We start from the raw sequence: 20,551 nt of genomic DNA on the forward strand, positions 1-20,551 counted from the left end.
GGACCACACAAGCCGCCGAAAGTCGGAGAAACCCGCGCCTGATGTGGCCTTTCGTCGGGGTAACCCTAGTCGCAACCCCATCACTAACTGTCGCCTGGCAGCACTTTTCAACCCCTCGCCCACAGGCAACTCGACGCTCGCGCCGAGTGCCTTGACCCACGACGAAAACCTTAGCCGGTATTACGCAAACCGGCGGCAATCCCCGCCACAGACACCAGCAGCGCCTGTTCTACCGGGCTGCCCTGCGCCACTTCCTGTTGTCGCGAACGCGCCAACAACTCGGCCTGCAATAGATGAAGAGGGTCGAGGTAAGTGTTGCGCAAGCGGATGAATTCAAGCGTGGCTGGGCTATGTGCCAGTAGCTGCGACTGACCGGTCAGCCCCAGGACCACCGAACAGGCCTGCGACAATAGGTCGCGTAAATGCGCACCCAAAGGGAGCAGATCCGGCTCGACCAAGCGCTCATCGTAGGATCGGGCGATATCGGCATCGGCCTTGGCCAACACCATTTCCAGCATATCGATGCGCGTGCGGAAGAACGGCCACTGCTCGCGCATCTGCCCCAGCAGCTCGCCTTCACCACGCTCCAGCGCCTTGCTCAACGCTGCTTCCCAACCGAGCCAGGCCGGTAGCATCAGACGCGTCTGGGTCCAGCCGAAGATCCACGGGATCGCCCGCAGGCTTTCAATCCCGCCGGCGCGGCGCTTGGCCGGGCGACTGCCCAGTGGCAAGCGTCCCAGTTCCTGTTCTGGGGTGGACTGGCGGAAATACTCAACGAACTGCGGATTTTCCCGCACCACGGCGCGATAAGCGCTGACACCGTCAGCGGCCAATTCGTCCATCAAATGGCGCCAGGCAGGCTCCGGTGGAGGCGGCGGCAGCAAGGTCGCTTCCAATACCGCCGCCAGGTACAGATTGAGATTCTGCTCGGCGATGTCCGGTAGACCGAATTTGAAACGAATCATTTCCCCCTGCTCGGTGGTACGGAAACGCCCCGCCACCGAACCCGGCGGCTGCGACAGAATCGCCGCGTGCGCCGGACCGCCACCGCGACCCACGGTGCCGCCGCGACCGTGGAACAACAGCAATTCCACTTGCTGCTCGCGACAGATGTCTACCAAGCGCTCCTGCGCCCGATACTGCGCCCAGGCCGCCGCCGTCGTGCCGGCGTCCTTGGCCGAGTCGGAGTAGCCGATCATCACTTCCTGCGGCCCTTGCAGGCGCGCGCGATAACCCGGCAACAGCAACAGCTTTTCGATCACCGGGCCGGCGTTGTCGAGGTCGGCAAGGGTTTCGAACAACGGCACCACGCGCATCGGCCGCAACACGCCAGCCTCTTTGAGCAGCAGTTGCACGGCCAGCACGTCGGAAGCGGCGCCGGCCATGGAGATCACATAAGAACCGAGCGATGCGCCCGGTGCCGCGGCGATTTCCCGGCAGGTCGCCAGCACCTCGGCGGTGTCGGCCGACGGTTTGAAGTACGCCGGCAGCAACGGCCGCCGGTTATTCAGTTCGCGCATCAGGAAGGTGATGCGCTCCTCCTCGCTCCAGTCTTCGTAACGACCGAGGCCGAGGTAGTCAGTGACTTCAGTCATGGCCGCGGTATGTCGTGTCGAGTCCTGTCGCACATCAAGCCGCACCAGGAACAGCCCGAACGTCACCGCCCGGCGCAGGCAATCGAGCAGCGGCCCATCGGCGATCACGCCCATGCCGCACTCATGCAGCGAGTGGTAGCACAGCTCCAGCGGATCGAGCAGCTCGCGGTTGTTTTGCAACACATCGGCCGTTGCTGGCGTGGCCGTTGTCAATGAGGCGTGAGCCCAGTTACGCGTCGCACGCAGGCGCTCACGCAACTGTTTAAGGACCGCGCGGTAGGGTTCCGCGCTGTCCCCGGCCTTGGCCTTCAAATCGTCGCTGGCCTGCTGCATCGACAACTCGGCCGCCAGGCGATCGACATCACGCACGTACAAATCGGCGGCCATCCAACGTGCCAGCAGCAAGACTTCACGGGTGACGGCAGCCGTCACGTTCGGGTTGCCGTCCCGGTCGCCACCCATCCACGAAGCAAAGCGAATCGGTGCCGCTTCCAGCGGCAAATGCAGGCCGGTGGCGTCATGCAGCGCTTTATCGGCCTTGCGCAAATAGTTGGGGATCGCCTGCCACAGCGAATGCTCGATCACCGCGAAACCCCATTTGGCTTCATCGACGGGCGTCGGGCGGGTGCGGCGGATTTCTTCGGTGTGCCAGGCTTCGGCGATCAGGCGCTGCAACTTCGCGTGGATCTGCTCGCGCTCGGCAGTGGTCAGGTCGCGATGGTCCTGGGCGGCCAGCTGCGCGGCAATGGCGTCGTACTTCTGGATCAGCGTGCGGCGCGCCACTTCGGTCGGGTGTGCGGTGAGGACCAGTTCAATCTCCAGCCGCCCCAGTTGCCGGGCCAGGGATTCGGCGCCATGGCCTTCGGCAAGCAGGCGAGCCAGCAATTCCGGCAGTACCCGCGCTTCGAACGGCGCCGGCTGCGACTCTTCGCGACGGTGAATCAGCTGATATTGCTCGGCGATATTGGCCAGGTTGAGAAACTGGTTGAACGCCCGCGCCACCGGCAGCAACTCTTCTTCGCTCAATTGGTTGAGGCTGGCGCTCAGTTCAGCGTCCATCGAACCGCGACGGTCGGCTTTGGCGCCTTTGCGGATCTGCTCGATCTTGTCGAGAAAGCCGTCCCCGTACTGTTCACGAATGGTGTTGCCCAACAGCTCACCCAACAGGTGAACATCCTCGCGCAAGCGTGCATCAATATCGGTCATCAGCAGTTCTCCAGCGAAAATCCGGGTGACTTGGTGTCCATGCTCTTGAGTTAGAGAGTGCCGCTGTAAAGCGGTTCTTACAAGCAGACGAGGAAGGGAATGCTGTTTACCTGAGAAATTTTGGGATTGGGGATTGGGGATTGGGGATTGGGATTGGTGGGGTACATATCCGTTTCTGCGGTAACGGCGGCTAGTGGTTTCGCTTTTACAGCGAGTCACTTTCGAAAAGCGCGAAAGTAACCAAAGCGCTTCTGCCCCGCCATTCGGTGCCTCGCCTAGGCTCGGCATGCCCTCACTCCGGCATTGCTCCGGGGGCCCGCCGCCATCGGCCATCCATGGCCGGGGGCGGCTACCGCGGCATCCTTGCCGCGGTGCCCCCTGCGCAATACCTGCGTTCGGCCTCTGGGAAAGGGGCAACAGATCAAAATCAAAATCAAAAGCCAAAGCAACGGCAACGGCAACGGCAACGGCAACGGCAACGGCAACGGCAACGGCAACGGCAACGGCAACGGCAACGGCAACGGCAACGGCAACGGCAACGGCAACGGCAACGGCAACGGCAACGGCAACGGCAACGGCAACGGCAACGGCAACGGCAAGATCAACAGCTTCGCGAGCAAGCCCGCTCCCACATAAAGCAGATCGGCGTACAACTTTTGCTTCTCACCACTCAACAGGCCGAGCGTTAGCTCGCCTGCAGCTTTTGATCTTGATGCACCGCCCCATCGAGAGGCCGAGTGGAGGTTCTGCGCAGTGGGCAACCCGGCATGGATGCCGGGTTAGCCGCCCCCGGCCATGGATGGCCGATGGCGGCGGGCCCACGGAGCAGGACCGGAGCGAGGGCATGCCGAGCCTAGGCGAGGCACCGAACGAAAGGGGCAAAAGCGTTTGGTTACTTTGCGCTCTTCAAAGTGACTCGCTGTAAAAGCGAAACCGCCAGCAGCCATCACCGAAGAAACGGATATACACCCAATCCCCCAATGAACCCCGCCACAAATCAGTGTAAACGCCTGAAGCACCGAGGCAACGTTCACCATCAGACGACGAAGGGACTTTAAACCTTGGGCGTTAAAGCTAGTCTGAAGAGTAAGCCGTACAACGGCCGCCGCCAGCGATTGCCGGACACTGACACTGCCTGCCACAAGCAGGTGCGCAATGAGGTCACTATGAAAATCCGCGAGCTTGCCCATCACTGGGAAGAAAACGCCAAGGGTCGCCTGACCGATACCGGATACACGATTCATCTGGATGTGGAGGCCGCCGCACGGCTGGCGGCAATTATCGAGATGTACCCCAAACGACACCCCGAAGAACTGCTCGGCGAGCTGATCGGCGCCGCGCTTGAAGAGCTCGAAAAGAGCTTCCCGTATGTGAGGGGCTCAACGGTTGTAGCCACCGACGAAGAAGGTGATCCGCTGTACGAAGACGTCGGTCCAACTCCGCGCTTCCTCGCGTTGTCCCGTCGTCATTTGCACGATTTGTCGGCCGTTGACGACAAACAGAAACACTGATTACCGCGCTTCTTTCCCCCTCCAAAATGCATATTCCCGGGCTCGTTCAGGGCCGGGAGTACTGCTGCATATGATGGTAATACCCGAGTTAGAGCCTTGTCCGTTCGGTCAAAGTTTTTCAGGCAATGGGCCATATTCTCTGAACTTTTGAAAAACGCATCGGGTCACACCCATTAACCACGCCTGGGACGGCCGTTTCAAAACACCCCCGGAAATTGAAGGTTGCGGCTCCTTGCCCAGGATGGATTTTTAAGTTTTTCAGGAGTTATTCCAATGGAGTTGAAGACCATGAAAACCCGAACTGCCAAATCCTCGTTCCCACCTCTGCGTAGCCTGAAACTGGCTGCACTGGCAATCGCCAGCAGCCTCGTTCTGGCCGGATGTGCCGGCAACCCGCCAAGCGAGCAATTCGCCGTGACGGAATCGGCGGTCAACAGTGCCGTCAGTGCCGGCGGTACCGAATTCGCGGCAGTGGAAATGAAGTCCGCCCAGGACAAGCTCAAACAAGCCGAGATCGCCATGCACGACAAGAAGTATGACGAAGCCAAGATTCTGGCCGAACAGGCCGAGTGGGACGCTCGAGTGGCTGAACGCAAAGCCCAGGCGATTAAAGCCGAACTGGCGGTGAAGGACTCTCAGAAAGGGGTTCAGGAACTGCGTCAGGAAAGCCAGCGCACCGTGCAATAAGCGGCGCGGCACGACGTACTTCTTACTCGACTAAAAGGACGAAACCATGATGCGCAAACAATTGATGATCCCTGCCCTGCTGGCCGCAAGCGTTGCACTGGCCGCCTGCTCCACCCCGCCTAACGCGAACCTGGAACAGGCCCGTACCAACTACACCGGCCTGCAAACCAACCCGCAAGCCAGCAAAGTCGCGGCGCTGGAAACCAAAGAAGCCAGCGATTACCTGGACAAGGCCGACAAGGCTTACACGGACAGAGAGGACCAGGGCAAGGTCGACCAACTGGCATACCTGACCAACCAACGTGTTGAAGTGGCCAAGCAGACCATCGCGCTGCGCACCGCCGAAGCCAATCTGAAAAATGCCTCTGCGCAACGTGCCCAGGCCCGTCTGGACGCACGCGACGCGCAGATCAAGCAATTGCAGGACAGCCTGAACGCCAAGCAGACCGATCGCGGCACGCTGGTTACGTTCGGTGACGTGCTGTTCGCCACCAACAAGGCCGAGCTGAAATCCAGCGGTCTGGTGAATATCAACAAACTGGCCCAGTTCCTTCAGGAAAACCCGGACCGTAAAGTGATTATCGAAGGCTACACCGACAGCACGGGAGCGCCGAACTACAACCAGTCGCTGTCCGAACGCCGTGCGACTTCCGTGCAAGTGGCCTTGATCAAGATGGGTGTAGATCCAGCGCGCATCGTGGCCCAAGGTTATGGCAAGGAATACCCGGTGGCCGAGAACACCAGCGTTTCGGGTCGCGCGATGAACCGTCGGGTGGAAGTGACCATTTCCAACGACAACCAGCCGGTGATCCCGCGTTCGGCTATTAGCTCGAACTAAGCTTCGTCTGCTGAAACACAAAAGCCCCGCCTGATCTGATCAGGCGGGGCTTTTGTTTTTAAGATCAAAAGGCGCGTTACGGTTGCAGTTTCTGCGGGGTTTCCTGACCTATGCAGCGCACGGCTTTTTTCTTGTTGTTGACCAATACACCACTCAGGCCTTTCTGTTCGGTGTCGAACATCACCAGCACGCCATCGATGCACTGGGCGACTTGCGGGGCCGGCTCCAGGGAGACTTTGTAGTCTTCGCCCGGAACAGTCTTGAGCAGGGTGAAGTCGCTGAGCAACAGCGCATCTTCGGGTTTGGCGAAGTGCAGGTAGCCGTAGAACCACAGGGCCCCGACAGTGCCGAGGATGCTGCAGATACCGGTGATGATCAGCGGGATGGCGTTACGTTCTTCACTCATTGCGGACTCTCTGGTGGTTCATCTTCAGAATTTTTCGGCGCCGGGTAATTCGGGACTTCACCCAGTCGGCGCAAACCGTTGAAATATTGCGGGTCTTCGAGATAACGCAGCATGACTTTGCGCCAGACCGGGTCGGCGAACGTCTGCACATGACCCCCACGGGTCAGTTGCAGCACTCGCGGCGGCGGCGCAGCTTGATACAGACGGATGCCGTTGGAAAGGGGCACGATCGGATCGTCGATGCTGTGGTAGATCAGTTTGGACACGCCGCCCAGCTGCGCCATGGAATTGACCGCGCTGTCGCCGTCCGGTACCAGCCACGACAACGGCACCTGAAACATCCAAGTCAGCCAGGAATGGCTCAGGGCAAATTGACCGATACTGCGATAACTGGCAGGCACGCCGTCGAGGACGATGGCTTTGAGTCGTTTCTGGCGCTCGGGATGCTGAACCAGGTAATGCACGGCCATCGAACCGCCGAGGCTTTGCCCCAGGAGGATCAACGGCTTGCCCTTGACCTCGGGCGCCTGATCGAGCCATTTGAACGCGGCGTCGATGTCCTGATAGATCGCCGGCAGCGTCGGTTCACCCTCGGACAAACCATAACCGCGATAGTCCACCAGCAGCACTTGATAGCCTTCTTTGGGCAACCACCAACTCCCACCCAGATGCATGGGCAGATTGCCGCCGTTGCCGTGCAGATGCAGCACGGTGCCTTTGACCTCGACACCTTTTTTTGCCGGCAACCACCAGCCGTGCAGCTTAAGTCCGTCGGCGGTGATCAGGGTGACGTCGCGGAATTCGAGTTTGGCTTTTTCCGGGGTGAACAACTGGCCGGGCTCGGGGTAGAACAACAAAGAGCTGCAACCGCCGAGGGTCAGAAGCAGGCAGAAAATGCCGAGGATTCTCATCCGTTGAACCTCATATTTATTGATGATCGTTCCCACGCTCTGCGTGGGAATGCATTCCGTGATGCTCTGCGTCACAGTGGACGCGGAGCGCTCCATGGCGCCATTCCCACCAGAGCGTGGGAACGATCTATATCAAAGGATGTTTGAGTAATCCGCTTCGATCCGGTCCAGGCTCAGGTGATTGAGGAAGTTGGAGAAGCACATCCACGCCGACAGCGCGTTCAGGTCACGGAACTGATCCGGAAGATACTTCGGTGCCACCACTAGCCCTTCATCCACCAACTGGCGCAAGGTCCGCATGTCTTCGAGCGTGGTCTTGCCACAAAACAGCAGCGGGATCTGCTCGAGTTTGCCTTTACGCACGGCCAACTGAATGTAGTTGTAAACCATGATAAAGCCCTTGAGGTAGGACAAGTCTTTGGTAAATGGCAGCCCATTGGGCACCGAGCCGCGGAAAACCCGGCTGGCATTGCCGTAGCTTTCAGCCATTTCGAAACCCTGCTCGCGGAAGAACTCGAAGATTTGCATAAAGTCCGCGCCCTCTTCCACCATGTGGATGGCGCGGGTGCGGTTGGTCAGTTTACGCAGACGACTCGGGTAAGAGGCGAAGGTGATGATTTCCATCAGGATCGCCAGGCCTTCCTGAGTCACCGTCGACGACGGCGGACCTTTGGAGAGGAAGGTGCAGATCGGCTGGTTCAGCCCATTGAGCGTGGTGCCCACATGCACCAGCCCTTCGTGGACTTCCAGAGCGCGCACGTCACGCTCGTTGAACATCGCGTCGGCGCGAATCTTGATGTAGTCGGCACCGGCCGCCGCATCGGCGACGATCCCGTCGGACTCGAACACCCGAATGGTTTCTTCGGCCTCGCCAAACACCTTGTTCAATCGATGTTGCAGCTGGCTGACGGCTTCCTTGGCGGTGAGGGTTTTCGGTTCGTCCTTCAGATCGCCACGGCCGTCGATGTTGTTCAGGTAATCGGAGAGCATCAGCCCCAAGTCGGCCAGGGTCGGGTCGCCAGCGTGGAACGCGTCGGACGCGGCGCCGTACAACTCTTGGGAAATCAGCCCGAAATCCTCGGTGCCGCGCGCTTCGAGCATGCGCACCACCATCCGGTATTCCTTGCACATGCGGCGCATGATCTGGCCGACCGGGTTGAACTGACCCAACTGACGGGTGATGTCGCGCTCGATGTTCTGGAATTCCAGTTTCACTTTGCTGGAGTCAAAAGACAGCGGCCGACTGAGGTAATAGTCACGGTCCACGGCCGGCATTTCCTTGCCCTTGCCCTTGAGGAAACCCTTGCGGATGGAGTCGTCCCACTTGACCGCATCGAGGACGCGAATCGGCGTCTGCGCCAGCACAATGCGATCGGACAAAATGCGTATCGTCTGCTGGTAATCGTCCACCCGAAACTCCTGTAGAAAAACCGTTAGGTGCTGGCTTTATTTAACTTTAGCTTTGGCTTTGGCCAGACGCTGATAGCGCACCGCCTCAACGAAGACATCGGAATTGGCCGGGTCGTCGAGGTAGGCAAACACCTGGTCCAGGTTGTTGTTGATCAACACGCCGTCGCCCTCGTCGGTCTGGAAGCCTTTGCCACTCAGGACGTTCTGCCCCAGGGCCTGGTTGATCTGCTCGAGGTCGAGGTTGTAGACCACCAGTTCGTGCTGATCGGTGAGTTCGAAACCAGCGATGGTGTAATGCCCACCGAACTGCGCTGGCACCTTCGCCGACAAGTACCAGCGACTGCCATGGCGGGTCACCGTGAAGGAATAGGCTTCGCGTTCCTTGGGTTTAGCCTTGAAGTAGCTGACCGCCTGATAGTGATTATCACCCAGGCGCGTCAGCTCCAGATTCTGCGGCTCGCCCCAGGCGTTGGTGCTGGTCCATTTGCCGAGCAACCCTTTGGGCGCGGGCTCACTCGAAGGCAGCGGCTCCTTGAAGGTCACCAGACAGCCACTGAGCAGCAGGATCGACAAGGCGATCACAACGACACGCCAGGCTTTCATTCAACACTCCCTATCGATACACCATGACTTTTGCGCGCTGATCGAGCGTCAGACCGACGCCAATACCAAATGCATGTAGCGGGTCAGGATGCCGAGCATTTCTGCTTCGGCCCCAGGCTCGGCTTCGTTGAGCAGGCCCTGATATTCCATCCGTCCGATAATCGCCGTCAACACTTTGGCATCCTGTTGGGGTTCACGGGAACCCAATACCTCGAAAAGCTGGCAGGTGCCCTGGAGCAAAATCTGCTGATGTGAACGCACCAACAACGCCAGGCGCGGATTGAGCAACGCCTCCTGGCGGAAGGCTTGCTCGGCCATCAAGTGCTCGCGGCGATTGATTAATTGCCGATGAACATAGTCCGCCATCAGCCGCGCAATATCGTCCGCCAGCTGTGAACGGGACTCGGGAGTGCCATCGCCGCTGACAACCATCTCGCGCAACAGGCCTTCATTGCTGGCCCACAGCTTGCCCATGAACGCCGCGCTGCGTTCCACGTATTGGGCAAAGGTATCGGTGAGCAGGTCATCGATATCCTTGAAATAGTAAGTGGTGGCCGACAGCGGCACACCGGCCTCGGCAGCCACCGCGCGATGACGCACGGCCCGCACGCCATCGCGCACGACAATGCGCATCGCCGCATCGAGAATGTCCTGTCGACGCTGCTCGCTGCCCTGTCGGCTGGCCTTGCGGCCCTGGTACTGAACACTTTCAGCGACCGCAGTGGCGACGTCCGCTGCACCCTCTTGAGCAATTGCACGGTTCACGACAGGTATTCCTCTCTTACTTCAAAAGTAACCAATTGATACGTTTGTACCAGACAGGCAATAAAAAGCCGCCTGTTTTAGGCGGCTTTTTAGTTGAAACACTTACGCTTGCGGCCGCATGTGCGGGAACAGGATCACGTCGCGGATCGACGGGGAGTTGGTCAGCAGCATCACCAGACGGTCGATGCCGATACCTTCACCGGCGGTTGGCGGCATGCCGTACTCCAGCGCGCGAACGAAGTCGGCGTCGTAGTGCATGGCTTCGTCATCGCCGGCATCCTTGTCGGCCACCTGAGCCATGAAGCGCTCGGCCTGGTCTTCCGCGTCGTTCAACTCGGAGTAGGCGTTGGCGATTTCGCGGCCACCGATGAACAGTTCGAAACGGTCGGTGACGTTCGGGTTCTCGTCGTTACGACGGGCCAGCGGCGACACTTCGAACGGGTACTGAGTGATGAAGTGCGGCTGTTCCAGCTTGTGCTCGACCAGCTCTTCGAAAATCATCACCTGCAGTTTGCCCAGACCTTCAAAGCCCAGCACCTTGGCGCCGGCCTTCTTGGCGATGGCGCGGGCCTTGTCGATGTCGGTCAGGTCGTCAGCGGTCAGCTCAGGGTTGTACTTGAGGATCGAGTCGAACACCGACAGACGCACGAACGGTTCGCCGAAGTGGAACACCTTGTCGCCGTAAGGGACGTCGGTAGTCCCGAGAACAAGCTGAGCCAGCTCGCGGAACAGTTCTTCGGTCAGGTCCATGTTGTCTTCGTAGTCGGCGTAAGCCTGGTAGAACTCCAACATGGTGAATTCAGGGTTATGACGCGTCGAAACGCCTTCGTTACGGAAGTTGCGGTTGATCTCGAAGACTTTCTCGAAGCCGCCAACAACGAGGCGCTTGAGGTACAGCTCCGGCGCGATACGCAGGAACATTTCCATGTCCAGCGCATTGTGGTGAGTCTCGAACGGCTTGGCCGCAGCACCACCGGGGATGGTTTGCAGCATCGGCGTTTCGACTTCAAGGAAGTCACGCTGCATCAGGAAGCTGCGGATGTGCGCAATCACTTGCGAACGAACGCGGAAGGTCTGGCGCACGTCTTCGTTGACGATCAGGTCGACGTAACGCTGGCGATAGCGCTGCTCGGTGTCGGACAGGCCGTGGTGCTTGTCCGGCAGTGGGCGCAGGGACTTGGTCAGCAGGCGCACGTGGGTCATTTCGACGTACAGGTCGCCCTTGCCGGAACGCGCGAGGGTGCCTTCAGCGGCGATGATGTCGCCCAGGTCCCAGGTTTTCACCGCCGCCAGGGTTTCTTCTGACAGGGTTTTACGGTTGACGTAAACCTGAATCCGCCCGGACATGTCCTGGATCACCATGAACGAACCACGGTTGAGCATGAGACGACCGGCAACCTTGACCGGGATTGCAGCCTCTGCGAGCTCTTCCTTGGTCTTGTCCGCGTACTGTTTCTGCAAGTCTTCGCAGTAGTTGTCGCGGCGGAAGTCGTTCGGGAAGGCATTGCCCTTGGCGCGCTCGGCAGCCAGCTTTTCCTTGCGCAGGGCGATCAGGGAGTTTTCTTCCTGTTGCAGGGCTTGCGGGTCGAGTTCTAGGTCGCTCATGTCTTTAAAAATTCCATCACAGGTTCGTTGCCCCCACCGGTGGCAGGGGACTTAAGGTCTTGACTGGCGGTTTACAGGCCTTGCTTCAGGCTGGCCACCAGGTATTCGTCGATGTCGCCGTCGAGCACCTTGTCGCAGTCACTGCGTTCGACGTTAGTACGCAAATCCTTGATTCGCGACTGGTCGAGCACGTAGGAGCGAATCTGGTGACCCCAGCCGATGTCCGACTTGGTGTCTTCCAGGGCCTGGGAGGCGGCATTGCGTTTCTGCACTTCCTGCTCGTACAAGCGCGCCCGCAACATTTTCATCGCGGTGTCTTTGTTGGCGTGCTGGGAGCGTTCGTTCTGGCAGCAGACCACGGTGTTGGTCGGTACGTGCGTGATACGTACGGCCGAGTCGGTGGTGTTTACGTGCTGACCACCGGCACCGGAGGAGCGGTAGGTGTCGATGCGCAGGTCCGACGGGTTGATGTCGATTTCGATGTTGTCATCGATTTCCGGCGACACGAATACGGCCGAGAACGAGGTGTGGCGACGGTTACCGGAGTCGTACGGGCTCTTGCGCACCAGACGGTGCACGCCGATTTCGGTACGCAACCAGCCAAAGGCGTATTCGCCCTTGATGTGGATCGTGGCGCCCTTGATCCCGGCGACTTCACCGGCCGACAGCTCCATGATGGTCGCGTCGAAACCGCGTTTGTCGGCCCAGCGCAGGTACATGCGCAACAGGATGTTGGCCCAGTCTTGGGCCTCGGTGCCGCCGGAGCCGGCCTGGATGTCCAGGTAGGCGTTGTTGGCGTCCATCTCACCGCTGAACATGCGACGGAATTCGAGTTTTTCCAGGGACTCGCGCAGACGCTCGACTTCGGCAGCAACGTCATCGACGGCGGCCTGGTCTTCTTCTTCGGCGGACATCAGCAGCAGGTCTTTGGCGTCGGCCAGGCCGGTGTGCATTTCGTCGAGGGTTTCGACGATCTGAGCCAGCAGGGACCGCTCGCGGCCCAGCTCCTGAGCGTACGTCGGGTTGTTCCAGACATTCGGATCTTCAAGCTCGCGATTGACTTCAGTCAGACGCTCATGCTTTTGATCGTAGTCAAAGATACCCCCGAATAGTTTCGGAGCGCTCGGACAGGTCCTTGATACTGTTAAGGATCGGGTTGATTTCCATGGCGGGCAGCACTCGTTGGCGAACTTTTGAAAGCCGGCGAGTATAACGTAATCAGGCTGTCACGGCAGCCCGCCTGGCGGACTGAATGCCGTCCAATTCCGTTTTGACAGCCTCAAATGAAAGAAACCTTCTCTAAGAAAAATCCCAACCAGCAAAAGTATTCTTCCTACAACAGAAACAGACTTGCCCTGCATCAAACCTGCATTCACTCATTCACAGTCCCGCCCTTCTAAATCAGCACAAGGGATGTGTGATGTTCAGCCCTGCCAACCAAGCCTCTTTCCTCCTGGACATCGAGGGTTTTACCGACGACCTGCAAGTCCTTGAGTTCACCGGCAAGGAAGCCATCAGTCAACCCTTCCGCTTCGATCTGAAACTGGTCAGCGAACGTCCCGACCTGGATCTGGAAAGCCTTCTGCATCGCCCGGCATTCCTCGGCCTTGATCGCTATGGCACCGGAATTCATGGTCAGGTTTACAGCGTCGGTCAGGGCGACGCAGGCAAGCGACTAACTCAGTATCAGCTCAGCCTGATGCCCAGCCTTGCCTATCTGGGCCACCGTTTCGACCAGAAAATATTTCAGAAACTGAGCGTGCCGCAGATCATCGCCCAGGTACTGCAAGCCCACGGCATCCTCGGCGATGGCTATCGCTTTGCCCTCGGCACGGATTACCGTCCAAGGGACTATTGCGTCCAGTACGGCGAGAGCTGCCTGCATTTCCTGCAGCGACTCTGCGCAGAAGAAGGCCTGCATTACCACTTTGAGCACAGCCGCGAGAGGCATGTGCTGGTGTTCGGCGACGATCAAACGGTATTCCCCAGACTCCACCGCCCCACCGCTTACCTGCAAGACAGCGGACTGGTCCCCGATGAGCCGGTAATCAACGCCTTCACCCTAGCGCTGGAAACCCGCCCCACTGGCGTGACCCGCCGCGACTACGACTTCGAGAAGCCTTTGCTGCAATTGGAGAGTGCCGCGAAAGATCCTTCGCCGCTGCGACTCGAAGACTACGGCTTTCCCGGGCATTTCACCGACCGCGAACACGGCAAGCACCGCGCACGACGAGCACTTGAACGGCACCGCAGCGATTATCGGCAAGCCACTGGACGCAGCGATCAGCCGATGCTGCTCAGTGGCCATTTCCTGCCCCTGACCGGTCACCCGCGCCTGGAATGGAATGACTTATGGCTGCTGACCGAAGTCATCCACACCGGCAAACAACCGCAAGTGCTGCAAGAGTCGATCACCCTTGCCACAAGCGGCGAGTTTTCTCAGGGCTACCGCAACTTTTTTCTTGCCACACCGTGGGACGTGCCCTTCAGACCCGCGCTCGATCACCCCAAAGCCACGATCAATGGCTATCAGCATGCAGTGGTCTGCGGCCCGCCCGGCGAAGAAATCCATTGCGACGAATACGGTCGTGTACGTATTCAGTTTCCCTGGGACCGCGACGGCGACCACAATGATCACTCCAGTTGCTGGGTACGAGTCGCCAGCGGCTGGGCTCACGACCGTTATGGCAGCGTGCTGATCCCCCGCGTCGGCATGGAAGTGATCGTCGGCTTTTACCATGGCGACCCGGACAAACCGTTGATCGTCGCCTGCCTGTCCAATGGCGCCAATCGCCCCCCGCTCGACCTCCCCGCCGAGAAAACCCGCAGCACCTTCAAGACCCAAAGCAGCCCGGGCGCAGAAGGTTTCAACGAGCTGCGCATCGAAGATCGCAAGGGGGCCGAGGAAATTTCCATCCGCGCCCAACGCGATTACGCACAACACGTGTTGAACGACGAACGTGTGCAAGTCGACAACCAGCGCAGCATCGTGGTCGGGGGCAACGTCCGCCATGAACTGCGCGCCGAAGAACAGCACATCACCCACGGCAACCGGCGGACGGAAATCAGGCAGGACGACCATCTCACGGTGCATGGCGACCGTCATATTCGCGCCACCAGCCATCGGTTGAGCGCTCAACAGCAGTTCCACTTCAGTGCCGGCCAAAACATCGTCATCGATGGCGGCGCCAGCGTCACGATTCAGGCTGGCGGCGCGTGGATCACGATCAATGCGGCGGGGATTTTCAGCAGTGTGCCCATTGAGCTGGGAGGCACGCCGATGCCACTCATGGCGGCCGCACCGGTGACGCTCGACGCGAGCGAACCACCACTGCCCGAAACGGTTTCAACCGCGCTACTCAAACAACTACTCGGCGACGAAGCATTGATTGAACTCTGCCAGATGCCCAGCGGTGGTACGCCGATGGACTGCCCGCTGAGCGACTGCCAATGCCGCAAAGCCTTGGGCTATGGAAATCGTTCATGAATACCTGGATTCTGCTGGAGCGCCCCGCCGCGCAGCTCAAAACCCTTTACAGCATGGCGACCCACCCCGACACACAAATGCTGTTCGCCGGCACCCCACTCAGCCGTTTCGCCGAGCAAAGCCCCCTGCTGGTCAGGCTGAACAACCAGCCAACGCTCAATCAGGCGATCGAGCAAAACCCCGCTGAATGGCCAGGGCTGCTGATCGAAAGTACCTGCGACACGCCATTGGTACTCGCTCATTTGCGACAGATTCTAATCGTCAAGTTCGACCAGCAACGCAAAGGTGTCCTGCGCTACAGCAACCCGACCGTCGCCAGCTATTTTTTTGGCGCCTGCTCGGCGCAAGACCTCAGCCTGTGGCTGGGTCCGATCGATCGTCTGCGCTGGTTCGGTGCGACGTGGGCCACCCAAGCGATAGGTGAAGCCGGCTGGCAGCAGCTAAACAACCTTCACGCGACGGACTGGCGCATAGAACGGACACGCGGGGCGATGTTCCTGAGCGCCGCCCAGGAAGACGCCTTGACGCGCCAGCGCAATGAACAGTTTCTCTTTAACTGGTGGCAGCAACATCCACAGCACTCGTTTGTGCATGCCAATCAATTAATGGAACAAGCGCTGACCCAGGACATCAACGACAGTGACGCCATCAGCGAATTCCTGAGCGTCCACTGCACGCAGGCTCAGTCATGAAGCAGCTCGGGAGGTTGACCGATGGCCCCGGCTGCGAGCGCGACAAGCTGATTGTTCAAGTCATTGGCACCGCTCATTCAAAAAGCCAGCGACTGCTGATGTTCGATCAGTCGGGCCTCGAAGCACTCCAAGCCCTGACCGATGAGGTGGTGTGCGAAACCGAGCGTTCGACCGGCGTCCACAGCGAGCTGTTTGTGTGGGATTGGTCCGCACAGCTCAAGCATCAATTGTGGCTGGAAATAGCGACCATCCAAGGGCCGCCCATTCGTCTGCCGTTGCTGGAGGACGTGCGTGTCACCCCGCGTCAACTGGAAGTCCAGTGGAATCAGATCGTACCGATCTTGCCTTTCGCCGCGCTGCCTGGGACTCGAAGCCACTATGACCTCGGCACGCCGGTACTGTGCCGTAGCGGCTACGTGTATGTGTTTTACCGCGATCGCCTCTGGCGTGAACTGGAAGTGCAGCAGGATGGCGAACTCACGACTTACCGCGACATCGAGCTGCAGGCGTATCGCCAGAATCACGAATTGAGCGGCGATTACCGGCAGGCGCGCGGTGTCGATCTCAGTGACATCTGGCTGCCCGCCACCTGGAACCATCAACCTGCCGAAGCCGTGCAACTGTGTTTCAGCGAAATCCAGCTCAGCGCTGCACGCCTCAAACGCCTAGAGGAAGACCCGGCGTTGCGCGCCCAGCGCTGTCAGAGCCCCGCGTTGCAATGCGACAGCCACACGTTCGAACGACTTTTCGACCAACAGCCCGATGGGCAGGCGATGCTGGAGGCCTTCAGTCGCTTCAATGCGTGGGATGCACAAACGTCCGATACCACGACGAAAGCCAGCATCACCTGGCGCAACCTGGCCGAGCGCGCCTTTGCGCTCAGCCAGATTGCCCCACAACGAGCACGCCAAAGCGGTTTCGAATATGTGCTGGAGCATCCGGGGCGTTACGTGTGCGACCTCTCGGGACAATTCGCTGCGCAACGCAACGCCGAAGCCAAGGGCTGCCTTGATCAATGGGAGCAAGGCGCCACACCTTCTTTACCTGCAACCTTCGAAAGCAGCGCCTGGGCCGATTGCCTCGCCACGCTGTTGGATCAACTGCGAGGAAAAACACCGACCGCCGATGAAGCGGATCTCTGGCAACCCCAGCCCACCGTCGTCGATGTGCTGGATGCGGCTCGCCAACGGCGCTTATGCGGCGTGCTGCTTGAAGACCCTCGTTACCGCTTGCGGCATCTGGTTTCACAGATCCAGCAGCAACAGCAATTGCTGACGCTGTATGCCGAACGCGCCAGCCTTCACCCACACCATGCCAGCGCCGTAATGGTCCAGCAACTGATCGTGCCGGCCGCCCTCGGCGGCCAGAAAAACCCGCTGCACGCCTGTTTCGACAAGGTGAAAGAGGCCGGCCGCCGTGACATCAACCGCTTCACCGCCACCGCAGAACGTGCCCTGCTCTGGCAACAACTGAACATGGCGCAGACGCTGCTTGCCGAGTGCCTGCAACAACCGGTCACGCAGCAAACCCTGGCCGATCATTTGAGCCTGGAAGGCTTTGACTACCTCGCCGCGCTGTTCGCCGTCAGCCAGACCTTCGCGGCCCTCGCCACCGTGCCCGCGCAACGCGATCCGCTGGCCAGCAATGGCGACGTCACCAACGCGGTGACCGGTTTGAGCCTCTACAGTCCGCAGGCCAGCGTCGGCCAGACGTTGCTCAACGACATCGCCCACGACCCGGCGCACCCGCTGCACGTGATGCTCTGGCCCGCCGTCAATGACGCGGAACTGGGCGCGCCTTATTTGCCGCCCACCGAGAAAACACTTAACGAGGGCGATGGTCGGTTGCGTGCCGAACACCTCGCCGTATTCGAAAACGATCCGGGGCCTTACTACCCACAGGTCGAACACCTCGACGGCCACTTGCTAGAAGGCCTATTGGCCAGCGGCAGCCTGAACAGCACACTCACCGGCCAATCGAAAGCGGCAGCCGGCACCCTGCTAAGCATCTACGAAAATATTGCAGGCGCCATTGAAACCGCCAGCAGCGCGGTGAACAAACCGTCCGGGACGCAGAGCGCGCACGTTCCCACGAGCGCCTATCTGCACGGCCTCGGCGTGGGGCTGTTGCGCCGCCTGATGCCTAAGACCTTTGGAGAAATGCATTTCATCAATCGTCGTGACGCCGACCCGCAGCGGTATTACATCTTTGGCCTGTTCGATGTGCCGTCCGGCGATCAGCGGCCACGGCGGGTGATGGGTGAGTATCTGGATGCTCAAGGTCGGCCGTTGAAGGTGGGGAATGCTGATGCGTTCGAGATCCCGAGCGCCCCTCGTACGGGTAATTACAAACTGCTGGTGATGCCGGTAGACCATCCGACGGTGCGCAACCTTAGTGCGCTGAATCAGCGGATTAATGTGGTTTATCAGGAGGATGTTGAAGCGCGGGCGGCTGACAAAACGAAAGTGAAGGGCGCGTTGCAACAGGGCGTGGATGAACATGCGGGGTTAGCTAACGGCCGGGTGCATCGCGTGCTGGGCTCGTTGCCGTTTGCGGTGGGGGTTTTGATGTTGGAGGTTTGGAATGTGCGTATGGAGTGGGCAGGTAGAGAGCAAGTCCGGAGAGAAAAAGGACAATACAGATCTCAGCTAGCTGTAGTTGCCGCAGGACTAGATCTAGCTATCGCGCTGGAGATGTTGACGGTAAAACTTTCCGGTACCCAGTCTGTTTTGGTGGTGGGTCGCAAGGTTATTTTCACTATTTCAAATGAAACTGCGAAAGCTTTAGGTTCTCTAGGCAAACGCTTAGCAAAGGAATTTACCGGGCGAATCCTTGCTCAAATTGGTTCTGGGCTGTTTCTTACGGCCATTTGCCTTACAGATGCCTGGTATGCGTGGACATGGGGCGATGACGCCAGTCGGGCTTATCTGATGATGGCAGTGGGCGGCGCTATCAGCGCTCTCAGCAATCTGGTCATTAGTACCGTCACCTTTCTGGGACTGGGTCCGGCAGGTTGGGTAGCGCTGATATTGATCGTGATCGGTGCAGGACTGGCTTGGTGGCTGACCGACAAGCCCATCGAAGAATGGCTGGTCAATGGCCCTTTCGGCACTCAAGTTCATTCAGACAATGCGCACCTGCTGGATCCGCAACGCGGCTTCTACTACCTGATCAGTTTGTTTGCTGACATTCGTATCAACATTGGTATCAACCCTGAATTCATACCCAATGCCAAACATGACGTTCATGCCGAAACGCCTTTTCAAGTTACTTCGTCCAATACCTGCATTCGCATCGAAAGTAACTTACCAGGCTTAATTTCAAACCTGGGCACACTCAATATCAATGCTCACTGCCGACTCAATACATTCGAAGTCAAAGGCGGGCGCATCAAAAGTGAAACCGTGCCGTTCAAAAAACTGATTAATAGTCAACTCGTCTTACCCAAAGCGCAAAGGCTGATACCGCAGGGCCTGGAACTGCTTTTCGAAACCCCACCCAATTACGCCTTTGATTTGGTCACAGGATCATCGGGCATCTCACACCAATGGCAAGTTAGAGCTCAGTGTGTACTGGAACAACAAAATCAACGTTGGCACTTTCCTGCGCCACCGCCAAAGGACGGCACGCCATTTGATGAAACCCACAAAAAACCAAACTTCGACAGCGAAGGCAAACTTTACTGGGCAGACGAAATGACGAATAAATCACGAGACAGTAACAAATGACCATCGAATCGCATTACTCCGAGACTGCCTATGGGGCGAGCGAGGTACCTCAGCAAAAATGTTCGGCTGAACGTCCGTGGATCATGCGTTTTGCTAAGGTCAGGTTGCCTTGGGGCAATGCGGATGACATATGTCCGACCAGCTTTCATGATAAAAACTCACCGAACAACCTTCGCTTCTGGGAGAAATTCAATAAAGAACGCGAAGAGCAAAAAACCACAGGAACCTATTCATCGAGCCCATTCGAACATATTGATTTTCATATAAGGGATGACCACGAACGCTTTAGATACGCCCTTCTCCCCGCAAGCTCCCACTTCTGGATGTACATGCTAGGAGGGGGACGTTTTTTGTTTTTCCTTTTTCTTGCCATCACATTTTTCATTTTCATGGCTGAACTTCTAGATACCAAAAAAATATTACTCAACGTTATATCCGACTACTCCGCGACTCTCTTTACTTTTTTGGGAATCCCTTTAGTGTGTTGGTTGGCTGGCACTGTGGTAATAAAATTCTTCCAAAGCCTCTGGATAAAACCCTCCCGAGGCCCCATCTGGGAACTCAACCGCCGCACCGGCCTGGTCACCGTCTTCGACTACAAAAACAACGGTCAATACAAAAAGAACGGCACCATCGGCGAACTCACTGCGCCGTTCTACGAGTTCGACGCCTACATCGCCACTTCCCCGGACAGTCAGGGCATGCCGATGAACGTGCTCTACCTCGCCCATCGCTACCGCAACATCATGATCAACTTCGGCGCGCTGCTCTGCCCCGGCCCCGGCACGCAAGAGGCGTGTGCCTTGTGGGATTTCATCCAGAACTACATGGACGTCAGCCGCCCGTTACCGGACTTGCCCCAATACGAGGAATACCGCCACCTCGACCCCACCACCGCCGAGCACGACCGCCTCACCGGTCGCCACCCGCGTTACTGGATCGACATGGACGATGCGACGTTCAAGCACGTCATCACTGAAATGCATCAACGCGTCGACACCATCGACACGTTTGAGCGACCGAACTTGATGGCTAGGCATGTTAGCTACGTCGATTGAGCTAAGAAAATTTATTGGGCCGGCGAAATGACAAATAAATCACGGAATA

At 58.5% G+C, this 20,551-nt stretch carries 17 protein-coding genes; 8 read left to right on the top strand and 9 right to left on the bottom strand.

The features are described 5' to 3' along the window. Positions 1-170: 170 nt before the first annotated feature. Positions 171-2,801: a phosphoenolpyruvate carboxylase gene (ppc, locus tag ACYZTR_RS22580; RefSeq protein WP_461973968.1), complete on the bottom strand. Its 2,631-nt coding sequence runs from the start codon at positions 2,799-2,801 to the stop codon at positions 171-173. Positions 2,802-3,164: 363 nt separating this feature from the next. Between ppc and ACYZTR_RS22585 the strand changes: the two genes are divergently transcribed. The 4 genes from ACYZTR_RS22585 (at position 3,165) to ACYZTR_RS22600 (ending at position 5,837) form a co-directional block, all read left to right on the top strand. Then, on the top strand, positions 3,165-3,437 hold the full coding sequence (locus tag ACYZTR_RS22585) for a hypothetical protein (protein ID WP_461973970.1): 273 nt from the start codon (positions 3,165-3,167) through the stop codon (positions 3,435-3,437). Between the two features lie 530 nt (positions 3,438-3,967). Next, positions 3,968-4,312, top strand: coding sequence for a pilin assembly protein (locus ACYZTR_RS22590; RefSeq protein WP_461979840.1), 345 nt, complete (start codon positions 3,968-3,970; stop codon positions 4,310-4,312). Between the two features lie 273 nt (positions 4,313-4,585). Then, entirely contained in the window at positions 4,586-4,999 is a 414-nt protein-coding gene (locus tag ACYZTR_RS22595; protein ID WP_461973972.1) for a DUF4398 domain-containing protein, read from the top strand. A gap of 49 nt (positions 5,000-5,048) precedes the next feature. Further along, on the top strand, positions 5,049-5,837 hold the full coding sequence (locus ACYZTR_RS22600) for an OmpA family protein (protein ID WP_461979842.1): 789 nt from the start codon (positions 5,049-5,051) through the stop codon (positions 5,835-5,837). Between the two features lie 76 nt (positions 5,838-5,913). Here the strand turns inward: ACYZTR_RS22600 and ACYZTR_RS22605 are convergent, their stop codons facing one another. The 7 genes from ACYZTR_RS22605 to prfB all read right to left on the bottom strand — a co-directional run bounded on the left by ACYZTR_RS22605 (position 5,914) and on the right by prfB (position 12,704). Further along, a complete protein-coding gene (locus ACYZTR_RS22605) occupies positions 5,914-6,243 on the bottom strand; it encodes a hypothetical protein (protein ID WP_282377007.1) in 330 nt (109 codons plus the stop codon). Further along, the gene (locus tag ACYZTR_RS22610) at positions 6,240-7,154 is read right to left on the bottom strand and encodes an alpha/beta hydrolase (protein ID WP_461973974.1); all 915 of its coding nucleotides are present in this window, start codon (positions 7,152-7,154) and stop codon (positions 6,240-6,242) included. Before ACYZTR_RS22610 ends, ACYZTR_RS22605 begins: the two co-directional genes overlap by 4 nt. 132 nt (positions 7,155-7,286) lie before the next feature. After that, positions 7,287-8,564, bottom strand: coding sequence for a flavohemoglobin expression-modulating QEGLA motif protein (locus ACYZTR_RS22615; protein ID WP_282377009.1), 1,278 nt, complete (start codon positions 8,562-8,564; stop codon positions 7,287-7,289). Positions 8,565-8,600: 36 nt separating this feature from the next. After that, on the bottom strand, positions 8,601-9,167 hold the full coding sequence (locus ACYZTR_RS22620) for a hypothetical protein (RefSeq protein WP_461973976.1): 567 nt from the start codon (positions 9,165-9,167) through the stop codon (positions 8,601-8,603). Positions 9,168-9,215: 48 nt separating this feature from the next. Beyond that, positions 9,216-9,932 carry a TetR/AcrR family transcriptional regulator gene (locus ACYZTR_RS22625; RefSeq protein ID WP_461973978.1) on the bottom strand — a complete coding sequence of 239 codons (717 nt, stop codon included), beginning with the start codon at positions 9,930-9,932 and terminating at the stop codon, positions 9,216-9,218. A 102-nt stretch (positions 9,933-10,034) separates the two neighbouring features. After that, entirely contained in the window at positions 10,035-11,537 is a 1,503-nt protein-coding gene (gene lysS / locus ACYZTR_RS22630) for a lysine--tRNA ligase (protein WP_461973980.1), read from the bottom strand. Between the two features lie 71 nt (positions 11,538-11,608). After that, positions 11,609-12,704 (bottom strand): peptide chain release factor 2 gene (gene prfB, locus ACYZTR_RS22635; RefSeq protein WP_282377013.1). Its coding sequence is split into 2 segments (ribosomal slippage): positions 11,609-12,631 and positions 12,633-12,704, totalling 1,095 coding nucleotides; the frame shifts between segments, so codons are not numbered across the junction. A gap of 253 nt (positions 12,705-12,957) precedes the next feature. Between prfB and ACYZTR_RS22640 the strand changes: the two genes are divergently transcribed. Together ACYZTR_RS22640 and ACYZTR_RS22645 are read left to right on the top strand one after the other, a co-directional pair. After that, positions 12,958-15,024, top strand: a complete 2,067-nt coding sequence (locus ACYZTR_RS22640) for a type VI secretion system Vgr family protein (RefSeq protein ID WP_461973982.1) — start codon at positions 12,958-12,960, stop codon at positions 15,022-15,024. Further along, entirely contained in the window at positions 15,021-15,716 is a 696-nt protein-coding gene (locus ACYZTR_RS22645) for a DUF4123 domain-containing protein (protein WP_461973984.1), read from the top strand. Before ACYZTR_RS22640 ends, ACYZTR_RS22645 begins: the two co-directional genes overlap by 4 nt. 77 nt (positions 15,717-15,793) lie before the next feature. On the opposite strand, the gene ACYZTR_RS22650 is transcribed toward ACYZTR_RS22645, so the two are convergent. Further along, positions 15,794-16,240 (bottom strand): hypothetical protein, encoded by a 447-nt coding sequence (locus tag ACYZTR_RS22650; protein ID WP_461979923.1) that lies wholly within the window; start codon positions 16,238-16,240, stop codon positions 15,794-15,796. On the opposite strand from ACYZTR_RS22650, the gene ACYZTR_RS22655 reads away from it, so the two are divergent. Further along, positions 16,175-19,444, top strand: a complete 3,270-nt coding sequence (locus tag ACYZTR_RS22655; protein WP_461979844.1) for a hypothetical protein — start codon at positions 16,175-16,177, stop codon at positions 19,442-19,444. The two genes, ACYZTR_RS22650 and ACYZTR_RS22655, sit on opposite strands and share 66 nt — an antisense overlap. Then, positions 19,441-20,502, top strand: a complete 1,062-nt coding sequence (locus tag ACYZTR_RS22660; protein ID WP_461973986.1) for a hypothetical protein — start codon at positions 19,441-19,443, stop codon at positions 20,500-20,502. The genes ACYZTR_RS22655 and ACYZTR_RS22660 overlap by 4 nt, the downstream gene beginning before the upstream one ends. Positions 20,503-20,551 lie beyond the last annotated feature (49 nt).

Source organism: Pseudomonas sp. Hz4 (assembly GCF_054898165.1).